General features: G+C 42.8%; 16 protein-coding genes. 7 read left to right on the top strand and 9 right to left on the bottom strand.

Annotated elements, in window-relative coordinates; translation table 11 throughout:
* Positions 1-24: 24 nt before the first annotated feature.
* From proB to INE92_RS22830, 3 genes are all read left to right on the top strand, one after another.
* Entirely contained in the window at positions 25-1,107 is a 1,083-nt protein-coding gene (gene proB / locus INE92_RS22840; RefSeq protein WP_008645179.1) for a glutamate 5-kinase, read from the top strand.
* 290 nt (positions 1,108-1,397) lie between these two features.
* Positions 1,398-2,654: a glutamate-5-semialdehyde dehydrogenase gene (locus tag INE92_RS22835; protein WP_055235910.1), complete on the top strand. Its 1,257-nt coding sequence runs from the start codon at positions 1,398-1,400 to the stop codon at positions 2,652-2,654.
* A gap of 79 nt (positions 2,655-2,733) precedes the next feature.
* On the top strand, positions 2,734-3,690 hold the full coding sequence (locus INE92_RS22830) for a Rossmann-fold NAD(P)-binding domain-containing protein (protein ID WP_008024468.1): 957 nt from the start codon (positions 2,734-2,736) through the stop codon (positions 3,688-3,690).
* 177 nt (positions 3,691-3,867) lie between these two features.
* Here the strand turns inward: INE92_RS22830 and INE92_RS22825 are convergent, their stop codons facing one another.
* The 7 genes from INE92_RS22825 to rpmH form a co-directional block, all read right to left on the bottom strand.
* Positions 3,868-4,260: a rhodanese-like domain-containing protein gene (locus INE92_RS22825; RefSeq protein WP_004312995.1), complete on the bottom strand. Its 393-nt coding sequence runs from the start codon at positions 4,258-4,260 to the stop codon at positions 3,868-3,870.
* A gap of 14 nt (positions 4,261-4,274) precedes the next feature.
* Positions 4,275-4,976, bottom strand: coding sequence for a NigD1/NigD2 family lipoprotein (locus INE92_RS22820; protein ID WP_008024467.1), 702 nt, complete (start codon positions 4,974-4,976; stop codon positions 4,275-4,277).
* The gene (locus INE92_RS22815; RefSeq protein ID WP_055235911.1) at positions 4,973-6,121 is read right to left on the bottom strand and encodes a 1-acyl-sn-glycerol-3-phosphate acyltransferase; all 1,149 of its coding nucleotides are present in this window, start codon (positions 6,119-6,121) and stop codon (positions 4,973-4,975) included. Before INE92_RS22815 ends, INE92_RS22820 begins: the two co-directional genes overlap by 4 nt.
* Before the next feature lie 7 nt (positions 6,122-6,128).
* The gene (locus INE92_RS22810; RefSeq protein WP_044134799.1) at positions 6,129-7,103 is read right to left on the bottom strand and encodes a D-alanine--D-alanine ligase; all 975 of its coding nucleotides are present in this window, start codon (positions 7,101-7,103) and stop codon (positions 6,129-6,131) included.
* Entirely contained in the window at positions 7,100-8,173 is a 1,074-nt protein-coding gene (locus INE92_RS22805; protein WP_004312991.1) for an RluA family pseudouridine synthase, read from the bottom strand. The genes INE92_RS22810 and INE92_RS22805 overlap by 4 nt, the downstream gene beginning before the upstream one ends.
* Before the next feature lie 26 nt (positions 8,174-8,199).
* Entirely contained in the window at positions 8,200-8,850 is a 651-nt protein-coding gene (locus INE92_RS22800) for a PASTA domain-containing protein (RefSeq protein ID WP_008016764.1), read from the bottom strand.
* Between the two features lie 371 nt (positions 8,851-9,221).
* On the bottom strand, positions 9,222-9,380 hold the full coding sequence (rpmH, locus tag INE92_RS22795; RefSeq protein ID WP_004299762.1) for a 50S ribosomal protein L34: 159 nt from the start codon (positions 9,378-9,380) through the stop codon (positions 9,222-9,224).
* Positions 9,381-9,572: 192 nt separating this feature from the next.
* Here rpmH and efp point away from each other — a divergent pair, with 192 nt between their 5' ends.
* Positions 9,573-10,139 (top strand): elongation factor P, encoded by a 567-nt coding sequence (gene efp, locus INE92_RS22790; RefSeq protein WP_004312989.1) that lies wholly within the window; start codon positions 9,573-9,575, stop codon positions 10,137-10,139.
* Positions 10,140-10,208: 69 nt separating this feature from the next.
* Here efp and INE92_RS22785 read toward each other — a convergent pair whose 3' ends face one another.
* Positions 10,209-11,609 (bottom strand): alkaline phosphatase, encoded by a 1,401-nt coding sequence (locus INE92_RS22785; RefSeq protein WP_008776432.1) that lies wholly within the window; start codon positions 11,607-11,609, stop codon positions 10,209-10,211.
* Between the two features lie 75 nt (positions 11,610-11,684).
* On the bottom strand, positions 11,685-13,280 hold the full coding sequence (locus INE92_RS22780) for a DUF6377 domain-containing protein (RefSeq protein WP_004312987.1): 1,596 nt from the start codon (positions 13,278-13,280) through the stop codon (positions 11,685-11,687).
* 243 nt (positions 13,281-13,523) lie between these two features.
* Here INE92_RS22780 and INE92_RS22775 point away from each other — a divergent pair, with 243 nt between their 5' ends.
* The 3 genes from INE92_RS22775 to INE92_RS22765 all read left to right on the top strand — a co-directional run bounded on the left by INE92_RS22775 (position 13,524) and on the right by INE92_RS22765 (position 20,897).
* Positions 13,524-15,377, top strand: coding sequence for a glycoside hydrolase family 13 protein (locus INE92_RS22775; protein WP_015533048.1), 1,854 nt, complete (start codon positions 13,524-13,526; stop codon positions 15,375-15,377).
* 198 nt (positions 15,378-15,575) lie between these two features.
* Positions 15,576-17,786, top strand: a complete 2,211-nt coding sequence (locus INE92_RS22770; protein WP_008776434.1) for a glycoside hydrolase family 97 protein — start codon at positions 15,576-15,578, stop codon at positions 17,784-17,786.
* Between the two features lie 87 nt (positions 17,787-17,873).
* Complete coding sequence (locus INE92_RS22765; RefSeq protein WP_004312984.1) at positions 17,874-20,897, top strand: SusC/RagA family TonB-linked outer membrane protein; 3,024 nt, start codon at positions 17,874-17,876, stop codon at positions 20,895-20,897.
* Positions 20,898-20,908 lie beyond the last annotated feature (11 nt).

Genomic DNA, 20,908 nt, shown 5'->3' with positions numbered 1-20,908 from the left:
TGTGCTTTCAAATCGTTAGTAAGAATGAAACAGGAATTTACACGAATCGCAGTAAAAGTAGGAAGCAATGTATTGACACGCCGCGACGGAACGCTGGACGTTACCCGTATGTCGGCACTTGTTGACCAGATAGCGGAATTACATAAATCCGGGGTGGAAATCATTCTGATTTCTTCAGGAGCTGTTGCTTCCGGGCGCAGTGAAGTGCATCCACAGAAAAAGCTCGATAGTGTAGACCAACGCCAGTTGTTTTCTGCCGTAGGTCAGGCTAAGCTCATCAACCGTTACTACGAACTTTTCCGCGAGCATAGTATTCCTGTTGGTCAGGTGTTGACCACGAAAGAAAGTTTTGGTACCCGCCGCCATTATCTGAATCAGAAAAACTGTATGACGGTAATGCTTGAAAATAATGTTATTCCTATTGTCAACGAGAATGATACAATTTCCGTCAGCGAGCTTATGTTCACTGATAATGATGAATTGTCCGGACTCATCGCTTCCATGATGGATGCACAGGCTCTCATTATCCTAAGCAACATCGACGGAATTTACAATGGTTCTCCTGCTGATCCGGGTTCTTTTGTTATCCGGAAGATCGATCACGGAAAAGATTTATCCAATTATATTCAGGCAACTAAGTCCAGTTTCGGACGGGGAGGAATGTTGACGAAAACAAATATTGCCCGCAAAGTAGCTGATGAAGGAATTACAGTGATTATTGCCAACGGGAAACGGGATAATATTCTGGTAGATTTGCTTCAGCATCCGAAAGAAACGCTTTGTACACGTTTTATCCCTTCAAATGAACCGGTATCCAGTGTCAAAAAATGGATTGCTCATAGCGAGGGGTTTGCCAAAGGAGAAATTCACATCAACGAATGTGCGACAGAAGTTCTAAACTCTGAAAAGGCTGTCAGCATCCTCCCCATCGGAATTACTCACGTTGAAGGTGAATTTGAGAAAGATGACATTGTGCGTATCATGGACTTTCAAGGAAATCAAGTGGGCGTTGGAAAGGTGAACTGCGATTCCAAACAGGTGCAAGAAGCAATCGGTAAGCATGGAAAGAAACCGGTAGTACATTATGACTATCTATACATTGAATAATCAATAATAAGGTCAACTGTAGATAGGGTTAGTAATATTGCAAGTCAACCCGAAGCAGTGATAAGAAATTGAAGCTATTATTCTGGAGAATATTAGCATCTTGATTGAAGGAAAGCGTTTATTTTCGGTTGTATAATGTATTGTAGATAAAACATCTGCATTGAGACGCCCGTATATTGCTGATATACCACTACAAAAGCAACATTTATTTCTGTTCTCAACAAGTTTTATTCACATCATTCACTATATTTGCATAGTTTATCTTTCCATTTAATGCAAAAAAGGAGCAAATGACTACAAATTTAAACGAGACCTTTGCTGCCGTACAGGTGGCAAGTCGGGAATTAGCCTTGCTGAATGATGACATCATCAATCAGATTTTAAATGCAGTAGCTGACGCAGCAATTGCAGAAACACCTTTCATTCTTGCAGAGAATGAAAAAGACCTCGCACGGATGGACAAAAATGATCCGAAGTACGACCGGTTGAAATTAACGGAAGAACGTTTAAAAGGCATTGCTGCCGATACACGCAATGTAGCGACACTCCCCTCTCCTTTGGGTAAAGTGTTGAAAGAAAGTGTTCGCCCCAATGGCATGAGATTGACAAAAGTCAGCGTTCCTTTCGGAGTGATAGGAATTATTTATGAAGCCCGTCCGAATGTCAGTTTTGATGTTTTCTCCCTTTGTCTAAAGAGTGGAAATGCCTGCATATTGAAAGGAGGAAGTGATGCCGATTGTTCCAACCGGGCTATCATCAGTGTGATTCACGAAGTATTGAAGAAATTCAATATCAATCCACACATTGTAGAACTACTTCCGGCTGATAGAGAAGCTACGGCAGCATTGCTGAATGCTGTGGGTTACGTAGACCTGATTATCCCCAGAGGCAGCAGCAGCCTGATCCATTTCGTACGCGAAAATGCCAAAATTCCCGTTATTGAAACAGGGGCAGGTATCTGTCACACTTACTTTGATGAATTTGGAGATGTAAACAAGGGGGCAGCTATTATTCATAATGCGAAGACACGCAGGGTTAGCGTATGTAACGCGCTGGACTGCAGCATTATACATGAGAAGAGACTGACCGATCTCCCTATGCTTTGCGAGAAATTAAAAGACAGCCATGTCATTATCTATGCTGACGCGCAAGCTTATCAAGCATTAGAAGGCCGCTATCCAGCCGAACTCCTGGAACACGCCAAAGCAGAAAGTTTCGGCACAGAGTTTCTGGATTATAAAATGGCTGTCAAGACCGTAAAAAGCTTCGAAGATGCCTTAGGACATATTCAGGAAAACAGCTCCAAACATAGCGAGTGTATTGTTACCGAAAACAAGGAACGTGCAGCCTTATTCACAAAGATTGTGGATGCAGCTTGCGTATACACCAATGTATCTACTGCCTTCACTGACGGAGCGCAATTCGGATTAGGAGCAGAAATCGGAATCAGTACGCAAAAACTACATGCGCGCGGTCCGATGGGACTGGAAGAGATCACCTCTTACAAATGGGTCATCGAAGGAGACGGGCAAACGAGAAGAAATTGAGACGATACCTTTATCGTTAAAAATCAAACAAGGTATTGGACGAAACTAATTGAAAATTAAGAATTAAAAGATAAATGGTATGAAGAAATTTACTTGTGTACAGGACATCGGCGATTTAAAATCAGCCCTTGCAGAAGCATTCGAAATTAAAAAAGATCGTTTCAAATATGTAGAACTGGGACGAAACAAGACTTTGATGATGATCTTCTTCAACTCCAGTCTGCGCACCCGCCTTAGCACACAGAAAGCTGCAATCAACTTGGGAATGAATGTAATGGTACTAGATATCAATCAAGGTGCATGGAAACTGGAAACCGAACGTGGCGTAATTATGGATGGCGATAAACCGGAACATATCTTAGAAGCCATTCCGGTGATGGGCTGTTATTGTGATCTCATCGGAGTACGTTCTTTCGCCCGTTTCGAAAACCGCGACTTTGACTATCAGGAAACGATTATCAATCAATTTATCCAATACTCCGGACGTCCCGTCTTTTCGATGGAAGCGGCAACACGCCACCCATTGCAGAGCTTTGCCGACTTGATTACCATTGAAGAATACAAGAAAACAGCACGTCCTAAAGTGGTCATGACCTGGGCTCCACATCCACGTCCATTGCCACAAGCTGTTCCCAATTCTTTTGCCGAATGGATGAACGCAACGGATTACGAATTTGTCATCACCCACCCCGAAGGTTATGAACTCGCCCCGCAATTTGTAGGCAACGCAAAAGTAGAATACGACCAGATGAAGGCTTTCGAAGGAGCCGACTTTATATATGCCAAGAACTGGGCAGCTTATTCTGGCGACAATTACGGACAGATATTAAGTAAAGATCGTGATTGGACAGTCAGCGACCGTCAAATGGCAGTTACCAACAACGCTTATTTCATGCATTGTCTTCCGGTTCGCAGAAATATGATTGTGACAGACGATGTGATCGAAAGCCCGCAATCAATCGTTATTCCGGAAGCTGCTAATCGTGAAATCTCGGCAACTGTCGTTCTGAAGAGACTATTGGAAGGACTAAAATAACCGAAAAATAAAGAGGCCGAAAAGCCTTTTCCATCAACGCATAAGAACAAAAGAACATCTCCTTAAAATCCTACTTATAAATATAAAAACAGGATTTGAAAATTGAGATGTTCTTTTGTTCTTATTGTATTTAAAATAAAAGCAGGCTATTACTTACCGCCCGCTCTTTACTTTACCTTATTTCTCTATTTCTTTGCCAGCCTCCTGCCAGGAATTAAATCCTTTATCAAGCTCAAAGACCTTATAGCCCTTCTCACTCAAAATTGCCGCAGCCTTCTTGCTCCGATTACCACTACGGCAATACACAGCCACCGGTTTATCCTTCTGTAATAATGAATCAGCCATTGAAGCAAAAGAATCATCCATCACATTGATGTTGATTGTCTTCGTGATGTGCCCCTCCGAATATTCCGCAAGTGTGCGGACATCCAGACGTTGTATATCCTCATTCTGAATAAGAGAATCAAATTCCTCTACATTCATGGATTGAAAATCTCCTTTCTGCTGACAAGAGAAAAGGGAAGAGAGAAATAAAAATATCCCCACGATTAATTGATTCAATTTAAACATATATACTCTATTATTCAATTCTGCCCAGGAGTATAGTCAAACCCGGGATCACAATACTTTTCAGATACTACCGCAGATCCATCCTTATCGTACGTACAATATTTAAACTTAATATTCATAGTCCGGCCAGGATGCTCTTCATCAATATATTGCGCCAAAGGAACAGAGATGTAAGCACGCCGATTATAGTATTCTTCATCACTGTTCGCATCATGGTATAATAACATATTCACAATACCATTTGTTTTAAGTTCAGACACATCTTCCACTATGCCGAAAGTATGTCCTTTGCCTGTACTGACTTTTAGATTCAGAATCATATTCAGATAATCCCTCCCCAGCCAGATACTGACCACCTCTACCGGGTCTTGCTTTATACCGTCTTTATACACCGGATCATCTTCCGGCTTAGGCACTGGCACAATGAGCGATTGCAAAGAATATATAGTAGCCGCACTTCCATCCGGAAGCACTTCATAGTTACTCATTACACGTCTGGAGGTATTTGCGGCAATAGTAGAACCCGTACGGTCTTCCGCCACAGGCAAAGCCTCTCCCTTATCAGGAATAAGCGTTTGTATACGACCGTCTTCCCCGGCCTCTACAGTCACAAATTCCAGTTTCACTGAAGGATAATAATAATCATCATCTCCACAGGCAGTCATCAGGAAAAGCAATCCCCACAACCAAATAACATGTAATTTTCTTCTTTTCATCGGCAAGCTGCTAAATAATTAACTAACGGATTGGAATACATTAATAACAACTTCTCACGCAAAAAGTCCTCATCCTTATTCGGAATCTTGATCTTTGCCAATTGTTGTTCAATATAGTTCATAAACTGTTGTTTCTCTTCTTCCGTGTAATTGGACACGAATTCCGTCGTGCCATTCAGCCAATCGTACGCCACATAATTCCCCGGATATATCTGGTAGTTACAATGAATGTGGCGGTCAATACAGGCAGAGATACGGGCAAACAAATCCGGTTTCGGCAACGAACGGTCCAACTCTTTCAGATCATCATTCAGACAAGGGGCAACCTGAAAATGTACCCTGCCTTTATATCCGAAAAGACCGGTTTGCATATTAATCAAATCGTCCTGCGTCGTCTTCTTATACCCTTCGATGTCTCTCTTCAACTGAAACTCCTGCGCTTTCAGAAAATCACACGGGTCATATTCGTATGAAATAGCAAGCGGAGCAATATTCATTTCCATCAAACGGTCTATCAAATCACCTTCACCACCCATTGCCAGCATTTTCAACACACTGTCTTGTGTACGGTCATTCGAATCTTTTGCACGTCCTTCACGCTGCGCAATCCAAATGGACTGTTTTTTCTCCGAAATGGTGTAATGCATATAACGGGACATACGTGCTGAAGATTCCAACATCTGCCGCATTGTCAATGCCCGCTGCACAATGAATGATTTATTGACACGTACCAGTTTCTTAATCCAGGGATAAATCAGCAAATTATCTCCAATCGCTATTTCTACCGTATCCATTCCCTGGTCAATCAACAAAATAGAGAGAAAGCCCGAATCGAGAATAATGTCTCTATGATTCGATATATACGTATAAGCTTTACTTTTATCCGGTATGGCGGTATGATCCAGTGTCAGCCCGGCGGTATGATCTGCCGCTATCTTCCACAAAATGCCATAGCAAAATGCCTCCTGAAAATCAAGTTTAGTCTTACAGGCACGCATTTTCTGCGCCAGAAGTTCAAATGGAACGTTCGGTATAGCCCCGGTAGCAGCTTTCTGAAAAGCCGGATCGGCAATCAGTTCCTCAAAGATTTGAGGAAGTTCCTCATCATTGTAAGGACGAATTTCATTAAACTCTGTCAGATCCATCACGTGATTAAAATTTGTTTTCAATAATATCGGTCATCACATCCTTTATATCCAGTCCGGCTGCACGCACCTGCTGGGGAATAAAGCTGGTAGTAGTCATTCCCGGAGTAGTGTTTACTTCGAGAAGATTCAGTTTTTCACCGGCAGTCACAATATAGTCTACACGGATAATGCCGGAGCAACCTAATATATCATAGATAGCCGAAGTCAACATCTGCACACGCTTGGTCAGTTCGTCCGAGATACGCGCAGGAGTGATTTCATCTACCTGTCCATTATATTTAGCATCATAATCAAAGAACTCATTGTGCGTCACCACTTCCGTAGGCGGGAAGATTACTGTCTTCTGTTTGGTCTTATAGCAGCCGCAAGTCAGTTCCGTTCCATCCATAAACGCTTCTACAAGCACTTCTTGCGCCTCTCCGAAAGCTTTAACAATAGCCGGCTGTATTTGTTCTTTTGTTTTTACTTTCGTAACTCCGAAGCTCGAACCTCCCAGACTAGGCTTGATAAAACAAGGCAGACCGATCTTTTCCACTACTTCCTCGTCAGAAATCGATTGTCCCTGGCGCAGCAACAATGATTCGGCAATGCGCACTCCAAAAGCTTTCAGATATTGATTGCAGGTAAACTTGTCGTATGTAATGGCAGCTGCCAATACTCCACAACAGGAATACGGTATACGCATCATATCAAAATAGCCTTGCAGGCGACCATCCTCACCGGGCGTACCATGGATGGTAATATAAGCAAAGTCGAACACAACCTTTTCCGTTCCGTTCGTAAAACTAAAGTCATTTCTATCTACCGGCACTTTATTTCCGTCCGGCAATTGTACTTCCCAGCGACGGCCTTCCATCTCCACGATATACAAATTATACTTTTCCTTATCAATAAAGGAATAAATACCCTGTGCACTACGCAGGGAAACTACGATTTCAGAGGTATCCCCTCCTGCTACGATAGCGATGTTGCGTTTCATTCTAATTCTCTATTACTTATATAGCCTCTCCACTTCTCGATAAGCCGGGTCATGTCATCCGGAAGTTCGGAAGTAAAGTACATCTCCTCACCTGTGACGGGATGCACAAACCCCAACGTCATAGCATGCAAAGCCTGTCGGGGACAAGTGTCAAAGCAATTATTTACAAACTGTTTGTATTTACTAAAATGAGTTCCTTTCAGTATCTCATGCCCGCCATAGCGTTCGTCATTGAACAATACATGGCCGATATGCTTCATGTGGACACGAATCTGATGGGTACGTCCTGTTTCAAGTATACATTCCACAAGGGTTACGTAGCCCAGTCTTTCCAATACACGGTAGTGCGTAACGGCATGCTTGCCCACCGTCGGGTCGGACATCACCGCCATCTGCATCCGGTCTTTCGGATTGCGGGCGATATTACCGACAATCGTTCCTTCATCCTGTTCCACAACGCCCCACACCAGAGCACGATATCTGCGTTTGGTAGTCTTATTAAAAAATTGGAGTCCCAGATTTGTTTTGGCATCCGGTGTCTTGGCAATCACCAGCAAGCCCGAAGTATCTTTATCGATGCGATGAACAAGTCCCACGTGCGGGTCATTGGCATCGTAATCCGGTATATCCTTCATGTGCCAGGCGAGCGCATTGACCAGCGTACCGTGATAGTTTCCGTGTCCCGGATGCACTACCAACCCTGCCGGTTTATTCACCACCATTACGTATGGATCTTCATAAACAATAGTAAGGGGAATATCTTCAGGAATAATTTCGTTTTCATAACGGGGGCGATCCATCATCACCGTTATGACATCCAGCGGTTTCACTTTGTAGCTACTCTTCACCGGCTTGCCATTGGCCATAACGAACCCGCCTTCAGCAGCCTTCTGAATACGGTTGCGCGAAGCATTGACAATACGTTCGAACAGATATTTGTCGACTCTGACCATCGCCTGTCCCTTATCTACAACCACGCGGAAGTGTTCGTAAAGCTGGGATTCGTCACCGACAGGTTCTATATCGTCCAAATCATTCTCCAGTTCATCCGGAAGTTCTTCCTCTATCATGCGAGTCCGTTTCTGTTATTTATCTATTAAAACCAACTATCATCTTGAGTAGATGACGATTCTGACGTAACCGGCTGGTCCGTATCTACGGAAACATCGGCTGAATCTTCTTCCGACGTATCACCGGAGCCGTTTCCGACCATCAATGTTAACGAAGATCCCACAGGAATTTTCTCACCCGCAGCCAACTGACGTCCCTGGTACTTCACGCCGTATACCCAGTCTTTCTCACCATTTACCAATTGAACCTGATTCAGTTTGAAACCGGCATTCAGCAATTTAGCCTGCGCCTGGCGGAGCGAACTGTTGTCCGCCACATCGGGAATAGCACGCAAAGGGACATCCAACGTATTGACAGTCAGATATACCGTACGTCCTTCTTTCACTTTCTCGCCGGCTCCCGGCTTCAGTTCGAGAATGATACCTGCTGCTTTATCCTTTACATATTTGGTATCAGAAATCACATATACCAAACCGTGATTCCGGAACATTTTCGCTGCTTCGTCCACCGTCATCCCTTTCACATCGGGAACGGCAACAGTTTCACCATGATGAGTATGTATATCAAGCCATTTCAATACACCGAATATCATCACTACCACCACAACAATCATGGCGATCATGTTCACCCAGAAGAATTTATTTGTTTTAAAAGAAAAGAATTCTTTAATAGTCATACGCATTGCTGTTAATATGCGCCAAAGATACGACAAAATAGTTGAACTTTTAAAAAGTAGGCGATGAAAAATGTCCTCATCTATTATGCAAGAACGCTTATCATCGCCAGAATTGCTGCAACTATAATCCCCACTCCTATAGATTTCAACAACATTATTATATTTATGCGGGGTTTCAAATCCCCCGAATCTGCTCTTCTATTACGTATGTTTGTTTATGAGTCTTGTTCTATTCCACAAAGAAAAGCAAAAAGTCATAAACAAGAGCAAACAATAGCGCTTTTTAACATACTATTCTCCTGAAAATCAGGAAACAAAAAAGGCGAAGATTAAATTCCCCGCCTTTTTTGTTTCCTGATGACAAGTGATTATCACTTTTGTCCGTTGTACTCATCAGAAACAGTCAGTTTCTTTCTGCCTTTCGCACGACGAGCAGCTAATACTCTACGACCATTAGCCGATGCCATTCTCTCACGGAAACCGTGTTTGTTCTTTCTCTTTCTGTTAGAGGGTTGAAATGTTCTTTTCATTACTGTATCTTGTTTTTATGTTATTATTCTACGTAATCGGGCTGCAAAAATAGGCACTTTTTTTAAATTAACCAAGAGATAACTCATTTTTGCTCAAAAGTTTTTGTGTTTTTTACCGATTTAGATTACTTTTGCAGTCGAATTCCTGCGAAAACAATTAAATAACAATAATATATTAAGAAAAATAGCAGTATGATTAATGCTCAAGACATCAAAAACGGAACTTGTATCCGTATGGACGGAAAGCTCTATTTCTGTATCGAATTCCTGCATGTAAAACCAGGTAAAGGTAATACTTTCATGCGTACTAAACTGAAAGATGTAGTCAGCGGTTACGTTCTTGAACGCCGTTTCAACATCGGTGAAAAGTTGGAAGATGTACGCGTAGAACGTCGTCCGTACCAATTTTTGTATAAAGAAGGAGAAGATTATATCTTCATGAACCAGGAAACATTCGACCAACACCCTATCGCTCACGATTTGATTAACGGTGTTGACTTCCTGCTCGAAGGTGCAGTATTGGAAGTTGTTTCTGACGCTTCTACTGAAACTGTTCTTTATGCAGATATGCCGATCAAGGTTCAGATGAAGGTGACTTATACAGAACCGGGCGTGAAAGGTGATACAGCTACCAACACACTGAAACCTGCCACTGTAGAATCAGGAGCAACCGTACGTGTTCCGTTGTTCATCAACGAAGGTGAAACAATTGAAATCGACACTCGCGATGGTTCTTATGTAGGACGTGTAAAAGCATAATTGACAAGAACATATATAAAAAAACCGGAAGTTTTTGGACTCCCGGTTTTTTTATGTCTTTACCGATATTTATTTGTATCCGGCTGCTTTCGCAATTCTTTTAGGAATCTCCGTGTTATCAATCTTTTCTCCAAACAGTTGAGAACCTGCGCCGATAGCAAATACAGGTACATAACCGGCAGAGTGACCGCCACTTACCCAACCTACCATAGCAATCTCATCCATCACTTCCTTAGCACGTGCAGCCATCGGTTCACTCTTAGAGTACATACTTTCAGCAAATACGACTTTATTCTTCACGAATGATTTTTCAAACTCATCACGTAATTTCTTTTCCTGTTCCCAAGAAATAGGGAATTGTTTCCAGAAACCCATTTCTTCGCCCAAGAATGTTTTCATATCTTCCCAAGTCACTTTATTGCCTTTTGATTTTCTCAATTCGCTGATACGTTGTGAAAGTCCGTCAGCAGAATGTTTCTGATGCTGCAATGCTTTCAGGTTCAATTCATATTTTCCTGTACCCAGCACGATACCACCTGTTTCATGGTCGGCAGTAACGACAATAAGGGTTTCTTTCGGATGCTTTTTATAAAACTCATAAGCTACCTTGATAGCATTATCCATATCCTTTACTTCGTTGAACACTGTAGCAGCATCATTCGCATGACACGCCCAGTCTATTTTGCCACCTTCTACCATCAAGAAAAACCCTTTCTTATTATCTTTAGTAAGAAAATCAATGGCACTTTCTGTAATCTGCGCTAAAGTCAAATCACCTTCTTTACGATCGATAGCATAAGGTAAACAAGATGGATTAGCACCTTCTTCCTGAATCAGGATCATCTTTTCTGCTTTTGCAGCTTTTGCCTTATAGTCATTGTAGCCACGTGCTACTGTATATCCGGCTTCTTCAAAAATAGGGAAAATACTTGGAGCTTCTTTCTTGTCAAAAGATGTAGTCGGTTTAAGAAAACCACCACCTGCATAAAAATCAAAATTTGCTTTTGGCAAATCCAAAGCTATTTCATAATATCTATTACGATCGGGTTGATGTGCATAGAATGCGGCAGGAGTAGCATGATCTACACTAACAGAAGTAGTTACACCAACTTTCTTACCAGCTTTCTTTGCCTTTTCAGCTACAGTCTGAATAGCATTCTTGTCCTCTCCCACAGAAATTGCATGATTATAAGTCTTCTTGCCTGTTGCTAATGCAGTACCTGCAGCAGCAGAGTCGGTTACTGAATTTTTAGCTGAGAAAGTAGTTGCCATAGTAGCAACCGGGAATTGAGTAAATAACAAAGGTTCAACACCAATACGGCCATTTTGAATTTCCGCCTGATACATCTCCGTACCATTTACTTGGTTCACTCCCATCCCATCCCCGATGAAATAGAATACGTACTTTGCCTGACCGTTTGCAACAACGGAGATAAGAACAAAGAACAGTGTGTAGATTAACTTTTTCATTTTTTAGTAAGTTTATTATTAGATTAGTCGTCTACAAAGGTAGGAAAAAAAAGAAGAAATTATCCGGATGCCATATTACAAATTCATCACATCTTGCTCAAACCTGTCCTTATCACCGGCAGCCTTGTTACGCATCCGGCTACGATAATTATAGATAGTCGCCAAAGAGTAGCCCAGAAAATGGGCTATCTTGTTACTATCTATCACTCCCAGGCGAATAAGGGCAAAAATGCGGAGTTCCGTTGTCAGCAGTTCATCGGATTTCGGGTATATGCGCCCTTCTTCTACCAGCAGTTCATTAAAGGCGGTAATAAAGTTCGGGAACAGTTTCAGGAAAGACTTATCAAACTCATTATAGAATTCATTCCGCTCGTCACGGATAAACTGCTCGGACTTGATGGCTTTGAACAAGTCTTCAATACGTGACGCCATAGCCAGCTTCGCCAGTGAACGACGGTAAGTTTCCAGCTTATCCAGATAGTTGACGCATCTGTCCAGATAGCGGGCGATATACACCTCTTTAATTTTCCCCGTCTGTTCCAGTTCTTTGTTTACTGCCTGCATTTGTTTGTTCGCCAAGCTTAAGTCACGCCGCATGGCAGACAGTTTCTTCATCCAACGATACAAATAGAAAACAGCAATAAGGAGAAAGAAAGACAACAGACTGACGCTGACAAGCATTGCCTGTGAAACCACACGTTCTTTTTCTTCCTTCAGTTTATAAGCCTTGTCGATAATAGGAAAGAACTCCGTCACCTCAATAAAACGCAGGCGGGCATTGCAAGCTACGGCGTCTTCCATCGAACAGCTCAGATATTTGTAAGCGCGGTCTACATCGCCCAGTTCATACATCAAGTGTGCCAGTTTCTGCAATGAAGCATATTCCCTGACCGAAGATTCCAAATCGGCAATAGCTGTCAATATCAGATAATATACTTCTTTTTCCATATCGCCTTTCATGCCATATGCTTCGGACAGCGTATAGTAGATATAGACTTTCTGACGTTCGTCAACCGCATCCTTCAACGCGTCGCTGAGCATCACCAAAGCTGTATCAGCCTTACCTGTAACGATACATTTCTCAGCCAGTACAATCGTACGGTTTATTTCGGGCGGCATTATACCAATGATAGAGTCCCTGTATAAATCTGTCTTTGTCAGGTATTTCTTCTTTTCCTCTTTATTAGTGGTATAGTCTGCAAGCCAACCATAACAGGCACGATAAGTCTGATAATAGGATAGTAATGTTTGTTTGTCCAGCTTCTCCGAATTTATGCTCTCCAGTTCTTTCATGGCTTCAATATACATTCCCATCACTCCCAATACTGTTGCACGGTCAATTATTATCTCATCTGCCAATTCCGGACGGGTCAGTTGGGGGAGAAGCTGTTGTCTCCTGTTTATATAATAAAGTGCAGAATCTGCCTGATAATGAAGATAAGCATCGAACAAAGAACCATACAAGCGATATTTATCAGCAGGAGCAACCGAATGAGCGAGCTGCATTTTCAGCGCATCAATAGCTTTCTCTTTCTGAACCTGAAAAGTCTCTTTCTTATTTATAATATCATCCAGTCTTTTAAGGACTGCCGCATTATCATCCGTCTGTGTCGCAAACAGTAAAGTCGGACAAACTAAAAGAAAAGCTAAGATATAGGCTATATTTCTCATAGGTTACTTTTTAAAGATGTCACAAATATAATGAATATAGTAATGATTATGAAACAGACGGTCAAAATAATTTTAATTCCTACTTGTATTTTCTCATAGTCTTTTCACAAGCAATGCATTCATTTTCAACAAAATGAGCATCACAAGTATTTATATTTATATTCTAGTCCCCAAATGCTTTCCCCTATCCCCCTACATTTGCAACATCGGTTCGCCGAGCAAACATTTAAAATCTATGTTACCATGAAAAAGAATTTTCTATTTGTAATCTTACTTGTACTACTATTTGGTTGCAGCCCGGTATATGCCGCAACTGTCATAAAAAAAGTAGTCCCTGCTTTTTGGTGGGCAGGTATGAAAAATCCGGAGTTGCAGGTTTTGCTATATGGAGAACATATAGCATTTGCAGAAGTCAGTATCTCTTCCGAAGACATCACCTTGCAAGAGGTTGTCAAGCTAGAAAATCCAAATTATCTGATTGTCTATCTGAATATCTCGGAAGCAGCCCCGCAGACATTCAACATGATTCTGAAACAAGGTAAAAAACAGACTGTAATTCCTTATGAACTCAAAGAAAGAAAGCCGGGTTCTTCTCAGATAGAAGGTTTCAACTCTAGCGATGTGCTTTATCTCATTATGCCGGATCGTTTTGCTAACGGTGATTCTTCTAATGATATAATTTCCGGAATGTTGGAAGCCAGAGTAGACCGCAACGACTCCTTCGCCCGCCATGGAGGTGATTTCAAAGGGATAGAAAAGCATCTGGATTATATCGCAGACTTAGGTGTGACGAGCATATGGCTGAATCCGATTCAGGAGAATGACATGAAGGAAGGCTCTTACCACGGTTATGCCATCACTGATTATTATCAGGCAGACCGCCGCTTTGGGAATAATGAAGAATTCCGGAACCTTGTAGACCAGGCACATGCCAAAGGGATGAAAGTAGTCATGGATATGATTTTCAACCACTGCGGTAGTGAAAACTATCTATATAAGGATATGCCATCCAAAGACTGGTTCAACTTCAAAGGCAACTATGTGCAGACAAGTTTTAAGACTGCCACCCAACTAGACCCGTATGCTTCTGATTACGAAAAGAAAATAGCAGTTGACGGTTGGTTCAGCCAGGTTATGCCGGATTTCAACCAACGGAACCGCCATGTAGCTACTTATCTGATTCAGAGCAGTATCTGGTGGATAGAGTATGCCGGTATTAACGGAATCCGCCAAGATACGCACCCTTATGCAGACTTTGACATGATGGCTCATTGGTGCAAGGCAGTGAACGAAGAATATCCCAAATTCAATATTGTAGGCGAAACCTGGTTAGGCAGCAATGTACTTATCTCTTATTGGCAAAAAGACAGCAAACTGACCTATCCTAAAAACACCTACCTGCCCACTGTCATGGACTTCCCATTGATGGAACATATGAACAGGGCTTTTGATGAAGAAACAACCGACTGGAACGGCGGACTGTGCCGGCTTTACGAATACCTGTCGCAAGATATCGTCTTTGCTGACCCGATGAATCTATTGACTTTCCTGGATAATCACGACACTTCCCGTTTTTATCGTTCGGAAGCGGATACTAAAAACCTAAACCGATACAAACAAGCATTAGTGTTCCTTCTGACAACACGCGGAATTCCACAAATATATTACGGAACAGAAATCCTGATGGCTGCCGATAAAGCCAACGGTGACGGATTACTTCGCTGTGACTTTCCGGGCGGCTGGCAAAATGATACTCATAATTACTTCGATGCGGCAAACCGCACTCCGCTACAAAATGAAGCTTTCTCTTATCTGAAGAAACTGCTCCAATGGAGAAAAGGAAACGAAGTTATAGCCAAAGGAAAACTGAAACACTTCGCACCGAGTAAAGGTATCTATGCGTACGAAAGGAAACAGGGTGATAAATCAGTCGTTGTTCTCCTGAATGGAACAGACCGGGAACAGACTATCAGTTTGGATACTTACCGGGAAATACTGCCTGATACTTCTGCATACAATGTATTGGAAGATAAAAAAGTAGAATTAGGAAAGGATTTAACACTTCCGAGCCGTGGGATATACCTTTTATCCTTTTAAAGAAGTTCACTACGACTTATATTTATCCGAAGTACCCAAGCAGTTATTTAGCTATAAATCAAAATAATAAAGTTTATACTAACTTGTATTTTTATTCTAATTGGAAAACTCAGTTCAGACGGTCGCTACATTTGCAATATCCGAAACAAAAGGAATAAAAACATAGGTTAGCTCACAATTTAATACCATAAAAATAAAATGAAAAAGAATCTTTTGCTTATCGCATTTTTCTGTATCTCGTTTATAGCGAATGCACAACAGAAACTCACTTCGCCGGATGGAAATCTAGTAATGACCTTCCAGGTTAACAAAGAAGGTGCTCCAACGTACGACTTGATTTATAAAGGCAAAACGGTTATCAAACCAAGTACCCTGGGACTGGAATTAAAGAAAGAAGATAATACCCGCACAGATTTCGACTGGGTAGACCGCCGGGATCTGACAAAACTTGATTCAAAGACTAATCTTTATAACGGATTCGAAGTGAAAGACGTCAAGACTTCCACATTCAACGAAACTTGGCAACCGGTATGGGGAGAAGAAAAAGAAATCCACAATCATTATAACGAACTGGCAGCCACGCTGTATCAGCCCATGAACGACCGTTCTATCCTTATCCGTTTCCGGTTGTTCAACGATGGTTTAGGATTCCGCTACGAATTCCCGCAGCAGAAATCTCTGAACTACTTCATCATCAAAGAAGAACATTCCCAGTTTGCAATGGCAGGCGACCACATCGCTTACTGGATACCGGGCGACTATGACACTCAGGAATATGATTACACTATCTCCCGCCTGTCAGAAATCAGAGGTTTGATGAAAGAAGCCATTACTCCGAACTCTTCTCAGACTCCTTTCTCACAGACAGGCGTACAGACTGCACTGATGATGAAAACGGATGACGGTTTATATATCAATCTTCACGAAGCTGCTCTCATCGATTACTCATGTATGCACCTGAATCTGGACGACAAAAATATGGTATTCGAATCCTGGCTGACTCCGGATGCTAAAGGAGACAAAGGTTATCTGCAAACTCCCTGTAATACTCCGTGGCGTACCGTTATCGTCAGCGATGATGCCCGCAATATTCTTGCATCCCGCATCACTCTGAACCTGAATGAGCCATGCAAAATCGCAGATGCCGCTTCATGGGTGAAGCCTGTGAAATATATCGGCGTATGGTGGGATATGATTACCGGAAAAGGTTCATGGGCTTATACCGACGAACTGACTAGCGTAAAACTGGGAGAAACGGATTACTCTAAAACCAAACCGAACGGCAAACATTCTGCCAACACTGCCAACGTGAAACGCTATATTGACTTCGCCGCAGCAAACGGGTTCGACGCTGTATTGGTAGAAGGCTGGAATGAAGGTTGGGAAGACTGGTTCGGCAATAGCAAGGACTATGTATTCGACTTCGTCACTCCGTATCCGGATTTCGATGTAAAAGAAGTACATCGTTACGCAGCGAGCAAAGGTATCAAGATGATGATGCACCACGAAACTTCCGCATCTGTCCGCAACTACGAACGCCATATGGACAAGGCTTACCAGTTTATGGTAGACAACGGTTACAATTCTGTAAAGAGCGGTTATGTAGGCAATATCATTCCGCGCGGCGAACACCACTACGGACAATGGATGAACAACCACTACCTGTATGCAGTGACGAAAGCAGCCGACTACAAAATCATGGTAAATGCTCACGAAGCAACCCGCCCGACAGGTATCTGCCGCACGTATCCTAACTTAATCGGCAACGAATCCGCACGCGGAACCGAATACGAATCATTCGGCGGAAACAAAGTATATCACACAACTATACTTCCTTTCACCCGTTTGGTCGGCGGCCCGATGGATTACACTCCGGGTATCTTCGAAACTCATTGTAACAAGATGAATCCTGCAAACAATTCACAGGTACGTTCTACCATCGCCCGCCAGTTAGCCTTGTACGTGACCATGTACAGCCCGCTGCAAATGGCTGCCGATATTCCTGAAAACTACGAACGTTTCATGGATGCTTTCCAATTCATCAAAGACGTGGCAATCGACTGGGACGAAACAAACTATCTGGAAGCAGAACCGGGAGAATATATCACTATCGCCCGTAAGGCAAAAGGTACAGGCGACTGGTATGTAGGTTGTACAGCCGGTGAGAACGGTCATACTTCCAAACTGGTATTCGACTTCCTCACACCGGGAAAACAATACATTGCCACTGTTTATGCGGATGCTAAAGATGCCGACTGGAAAGAAAATCCGCAAGCTTATACCATCAAAAAAGGTATCCTGACAAACAAAAGCAAACTGAACTTGCGCGCTGCCAACGGTGGCGGTTATGCCATCAGTATCAAGGAAGTAAAGGATAAAGCGGAAGTAAAAGGACTAAAGAAATTTTAGGGAATAAGATTGGGAGAATATAGTTTTCAGTAGGTATTTTTTAGAGAGATATATTTGATTTTGATAAAATAACTTTAAATTAGAGACATGAAAAAGAGCTTAAGACTAAAAGCCCTGCTCACATTATTGGTGGGACTCTTCCTTTCCATTGGAGCATTTGCTCAGCAAATAGCTGTCAAGGGGCATGTGAAAGACACAACGGGTGAGCCTGTCATCGGTGCTAACGTACTGGTGAAAGGTACAACCAATGGAACAATAACTGATTTCGATGGTAACTTTATGTTGAATGTACCGAAAGATGCCATTCTTTCCGTTTCATTCGTCGGCTATAAATCAGCAGAAGTGAAAGCGGCTTCTACTGTAATGGTTACATTGGAAGATGATTCTCAAGTACTGGACGCAGTAGTCGTTATCGGCTACGGCTCGGTGAAAAAGAACGATATGACCGGTTCGGTTACGGCCATCAAACCGGACAAACTAAACAAAGGTTTGATTACCAACGCACAGGATATGATGACTGGTAAGATTGCCGGTGTAAGCGTTATCAGCAAAGGCGGAGCTCCGGGCGAGGGCGCAACGATTCGTATTCGTGGCGGTTCTTCACTGACTGCAGAAAACGACCCGCTGATTGTAATCGACGGTCTGGCAATGGATAATAAGGGAGTGAAAGGTTTGGCCAATCCTCTGTCTATGGTCAATCCGAATGATATTGAAAGCTTTACCGTATTAAAAGATGCTTCGGCTACCGCCATCTACGGTTCGCGTGCTTCTAATGGCGTTATCATCATTACAACGAAGAAAGGTCAGGCAGGCGCACGTCCTACCATTTCTTATGACGGCAATGTATCTGTCAGCACTGTAAAATCTACCGTCGACGTAATGGACGGAGACCAGTTCCGTTCTTTCATCAAAGACATTTGGGGAGAAGACAGCGAAGCTTATAGCAAATTAGGAAATGCCAACACCGACTGGCAGAAAGAAATATTCCGCCCAGCCGTAAGTACAGACCATAACCTCACCATTTCCGGTGGATTGAAGAATATGCCTTACCGTGTATCGTTCGGTTATACCAACCAGAACGGTATTGTGAAAACATCCAAGTTCGAACGTTATACGGCTTCTGTCAGCTTGGCTCCTTCTTTCTTTGAAGACCATCTGAAAGTAAATGCCAACCTGAAAGGTATGATTGCCAAGAACCGCTACGCTGACGGTAGTGCGGTAGGTTCTGCGGTCAGCTTTGACCCTACACAGTCCGTCCGCTCCGACGATCCTTACCATCAATATTATTTCGACGGATATTTCCAATGGAATACGGACGCTTCTTCTTTGAATGACGACACATGGAAACGTACTTTCAACAGCAATGCTCCGGGTAATCCGGTTGCCTTGTTGGAAGAAAAGGACGACCGTGCCATCTCCAAATCTTTAATCGGTAATCTGGAACTGGATTATAAGTTTCATTTCTTGCCGGACTTGCACGCACACGTGAACGGTGGTATGGACCTCTCTACGGGTAAGCAATATACGGATGTCTCTCCCTATTCTTCGACCAACAACTATTATGGCAGCTATGGCTGGGAACAGAAAGACAAGTACAACCTCTCTTTGAATGCTTACCTGCAATACAGCAAAGATTTTACCGACAAACATCGTTTCGATGTAATGGCAGGCTATGAATGGCAGCACTTCCATGATACGTCCGACCAGGAATATTGGGGACTCTATCCGCTGTCGAACAACGTGGTAGAGAACAGAGGTCAGCGTTACAACAATACCTCAAGTGGTTCGGCTACGGAAAGTTATCTGGTATCTTTCTTCGGTCGTGTCAATTACACACTGTTGGACCGTTACCTGTTTACGGCAACCGTACGCCAGGATGGTTCTTCCCGTTTCCACAAAAACAACCGTTGGGGATTGTTCCCGTCTTTTGCCTTGGGATGGAAGTTGAAAGAAGAAGCTTTCCTGAAAGACGTTGATGTACTTTCTGATTTAAAACTTCGTCTTGGCTATGGTATTACCGGTCAGCAGAATATCAATTCGGGCGACTATCCGTATCTGGCTGTTTATGAGACAAACAAAGACGGGGCTTACTATCCTATCCTGGGAGAAGGAACCACTTACCGCCCGAATGCATACAACCCGGACTTGAAATGGGAAAAGACGACCACTTATAATGTAGGTTTGGACTTCGGATTCCTGAACAACCGCATCAACGGTGCTGTGGATTATTACTATCGCAAGACCACCGATTTGCTGAACAGCGTATTCGTTTCTGCCGGAACGAACTTCAAAAACAAGGTATTGTCCAACGTCGGTTCATTAGAAAATTCAGGTATCGAATTCTCTATTAATTCAAAACCGGTTGTAACTACCGACTGGACATGGGACCTTGGCTTCAATATCACTTACAACAAAAACGAAATCACCAAATTAACTACCGGAGATAGCGAAAATTATTATGTTGCTGCCGGAGACAATATCGGTGGCGGACGTGATATGAAAGCAATGGCGCATGCCGTAGGGCATCCGGCTTCTTCCTTCTATGTTTACCAGCAAGTGTATGACGAGAATGGAAAGCCTATCGAGAACGAATTTGTAGACCGCAACGGAGACGGAACGATTAACGGCGACGACCGCTACTTCTACAAAAAGCCGACAGCCGACGTACTTATGGGACTTACTTCCCGTCTTTCATACAAGTCATGGGATTTCAGTTTCTCACTGCGCGCCAGCCTGAACAACTATGTGTACAACTCTGTCGAAGCAGGTGGTTCCGACTGCAACCCAACCTCTGTCTATTCATTCGGCGCACTCAACAACCGTCCGTTGATGGGAGTGGCAAATAATATCCAGAACCTGAAAGACAACACCTTATTATCCGATTACTTCGTACAGAATGCTTCCTTCATGAAATGTGACAACATCACTTTGGGATACTCGTTCAAAAAGCTGTTCGGCGCTCCGATTGGCGGACGCGTATATGCAGCCGTACAGAACGTATTCACTATCACCAAATACAAAGGACTTGACCCTGAAGTAGAAAAGGGATTGGATAACAATATTTATCCGCGTCCTCTGACTACATTAATCGGTTTAAGCCTTAATTTCTAAACCTACTAAAA

Origin of the sequence: Bacteroides xylanisolvens (genome assembly GCF_018289135.1) — a bacterium.
GTDB lineage: Bacteria > Bacteroidota > Bacteroidia > Bacteroidales > Bacteroidaceae > Bacteroides > Bacteroides xylanisolvens.
The sequence above is the reverse complement of the archived record's forward strand: the minus strand, read 5'-3'. Positions and strand labels throughout refer to the sequence as shown.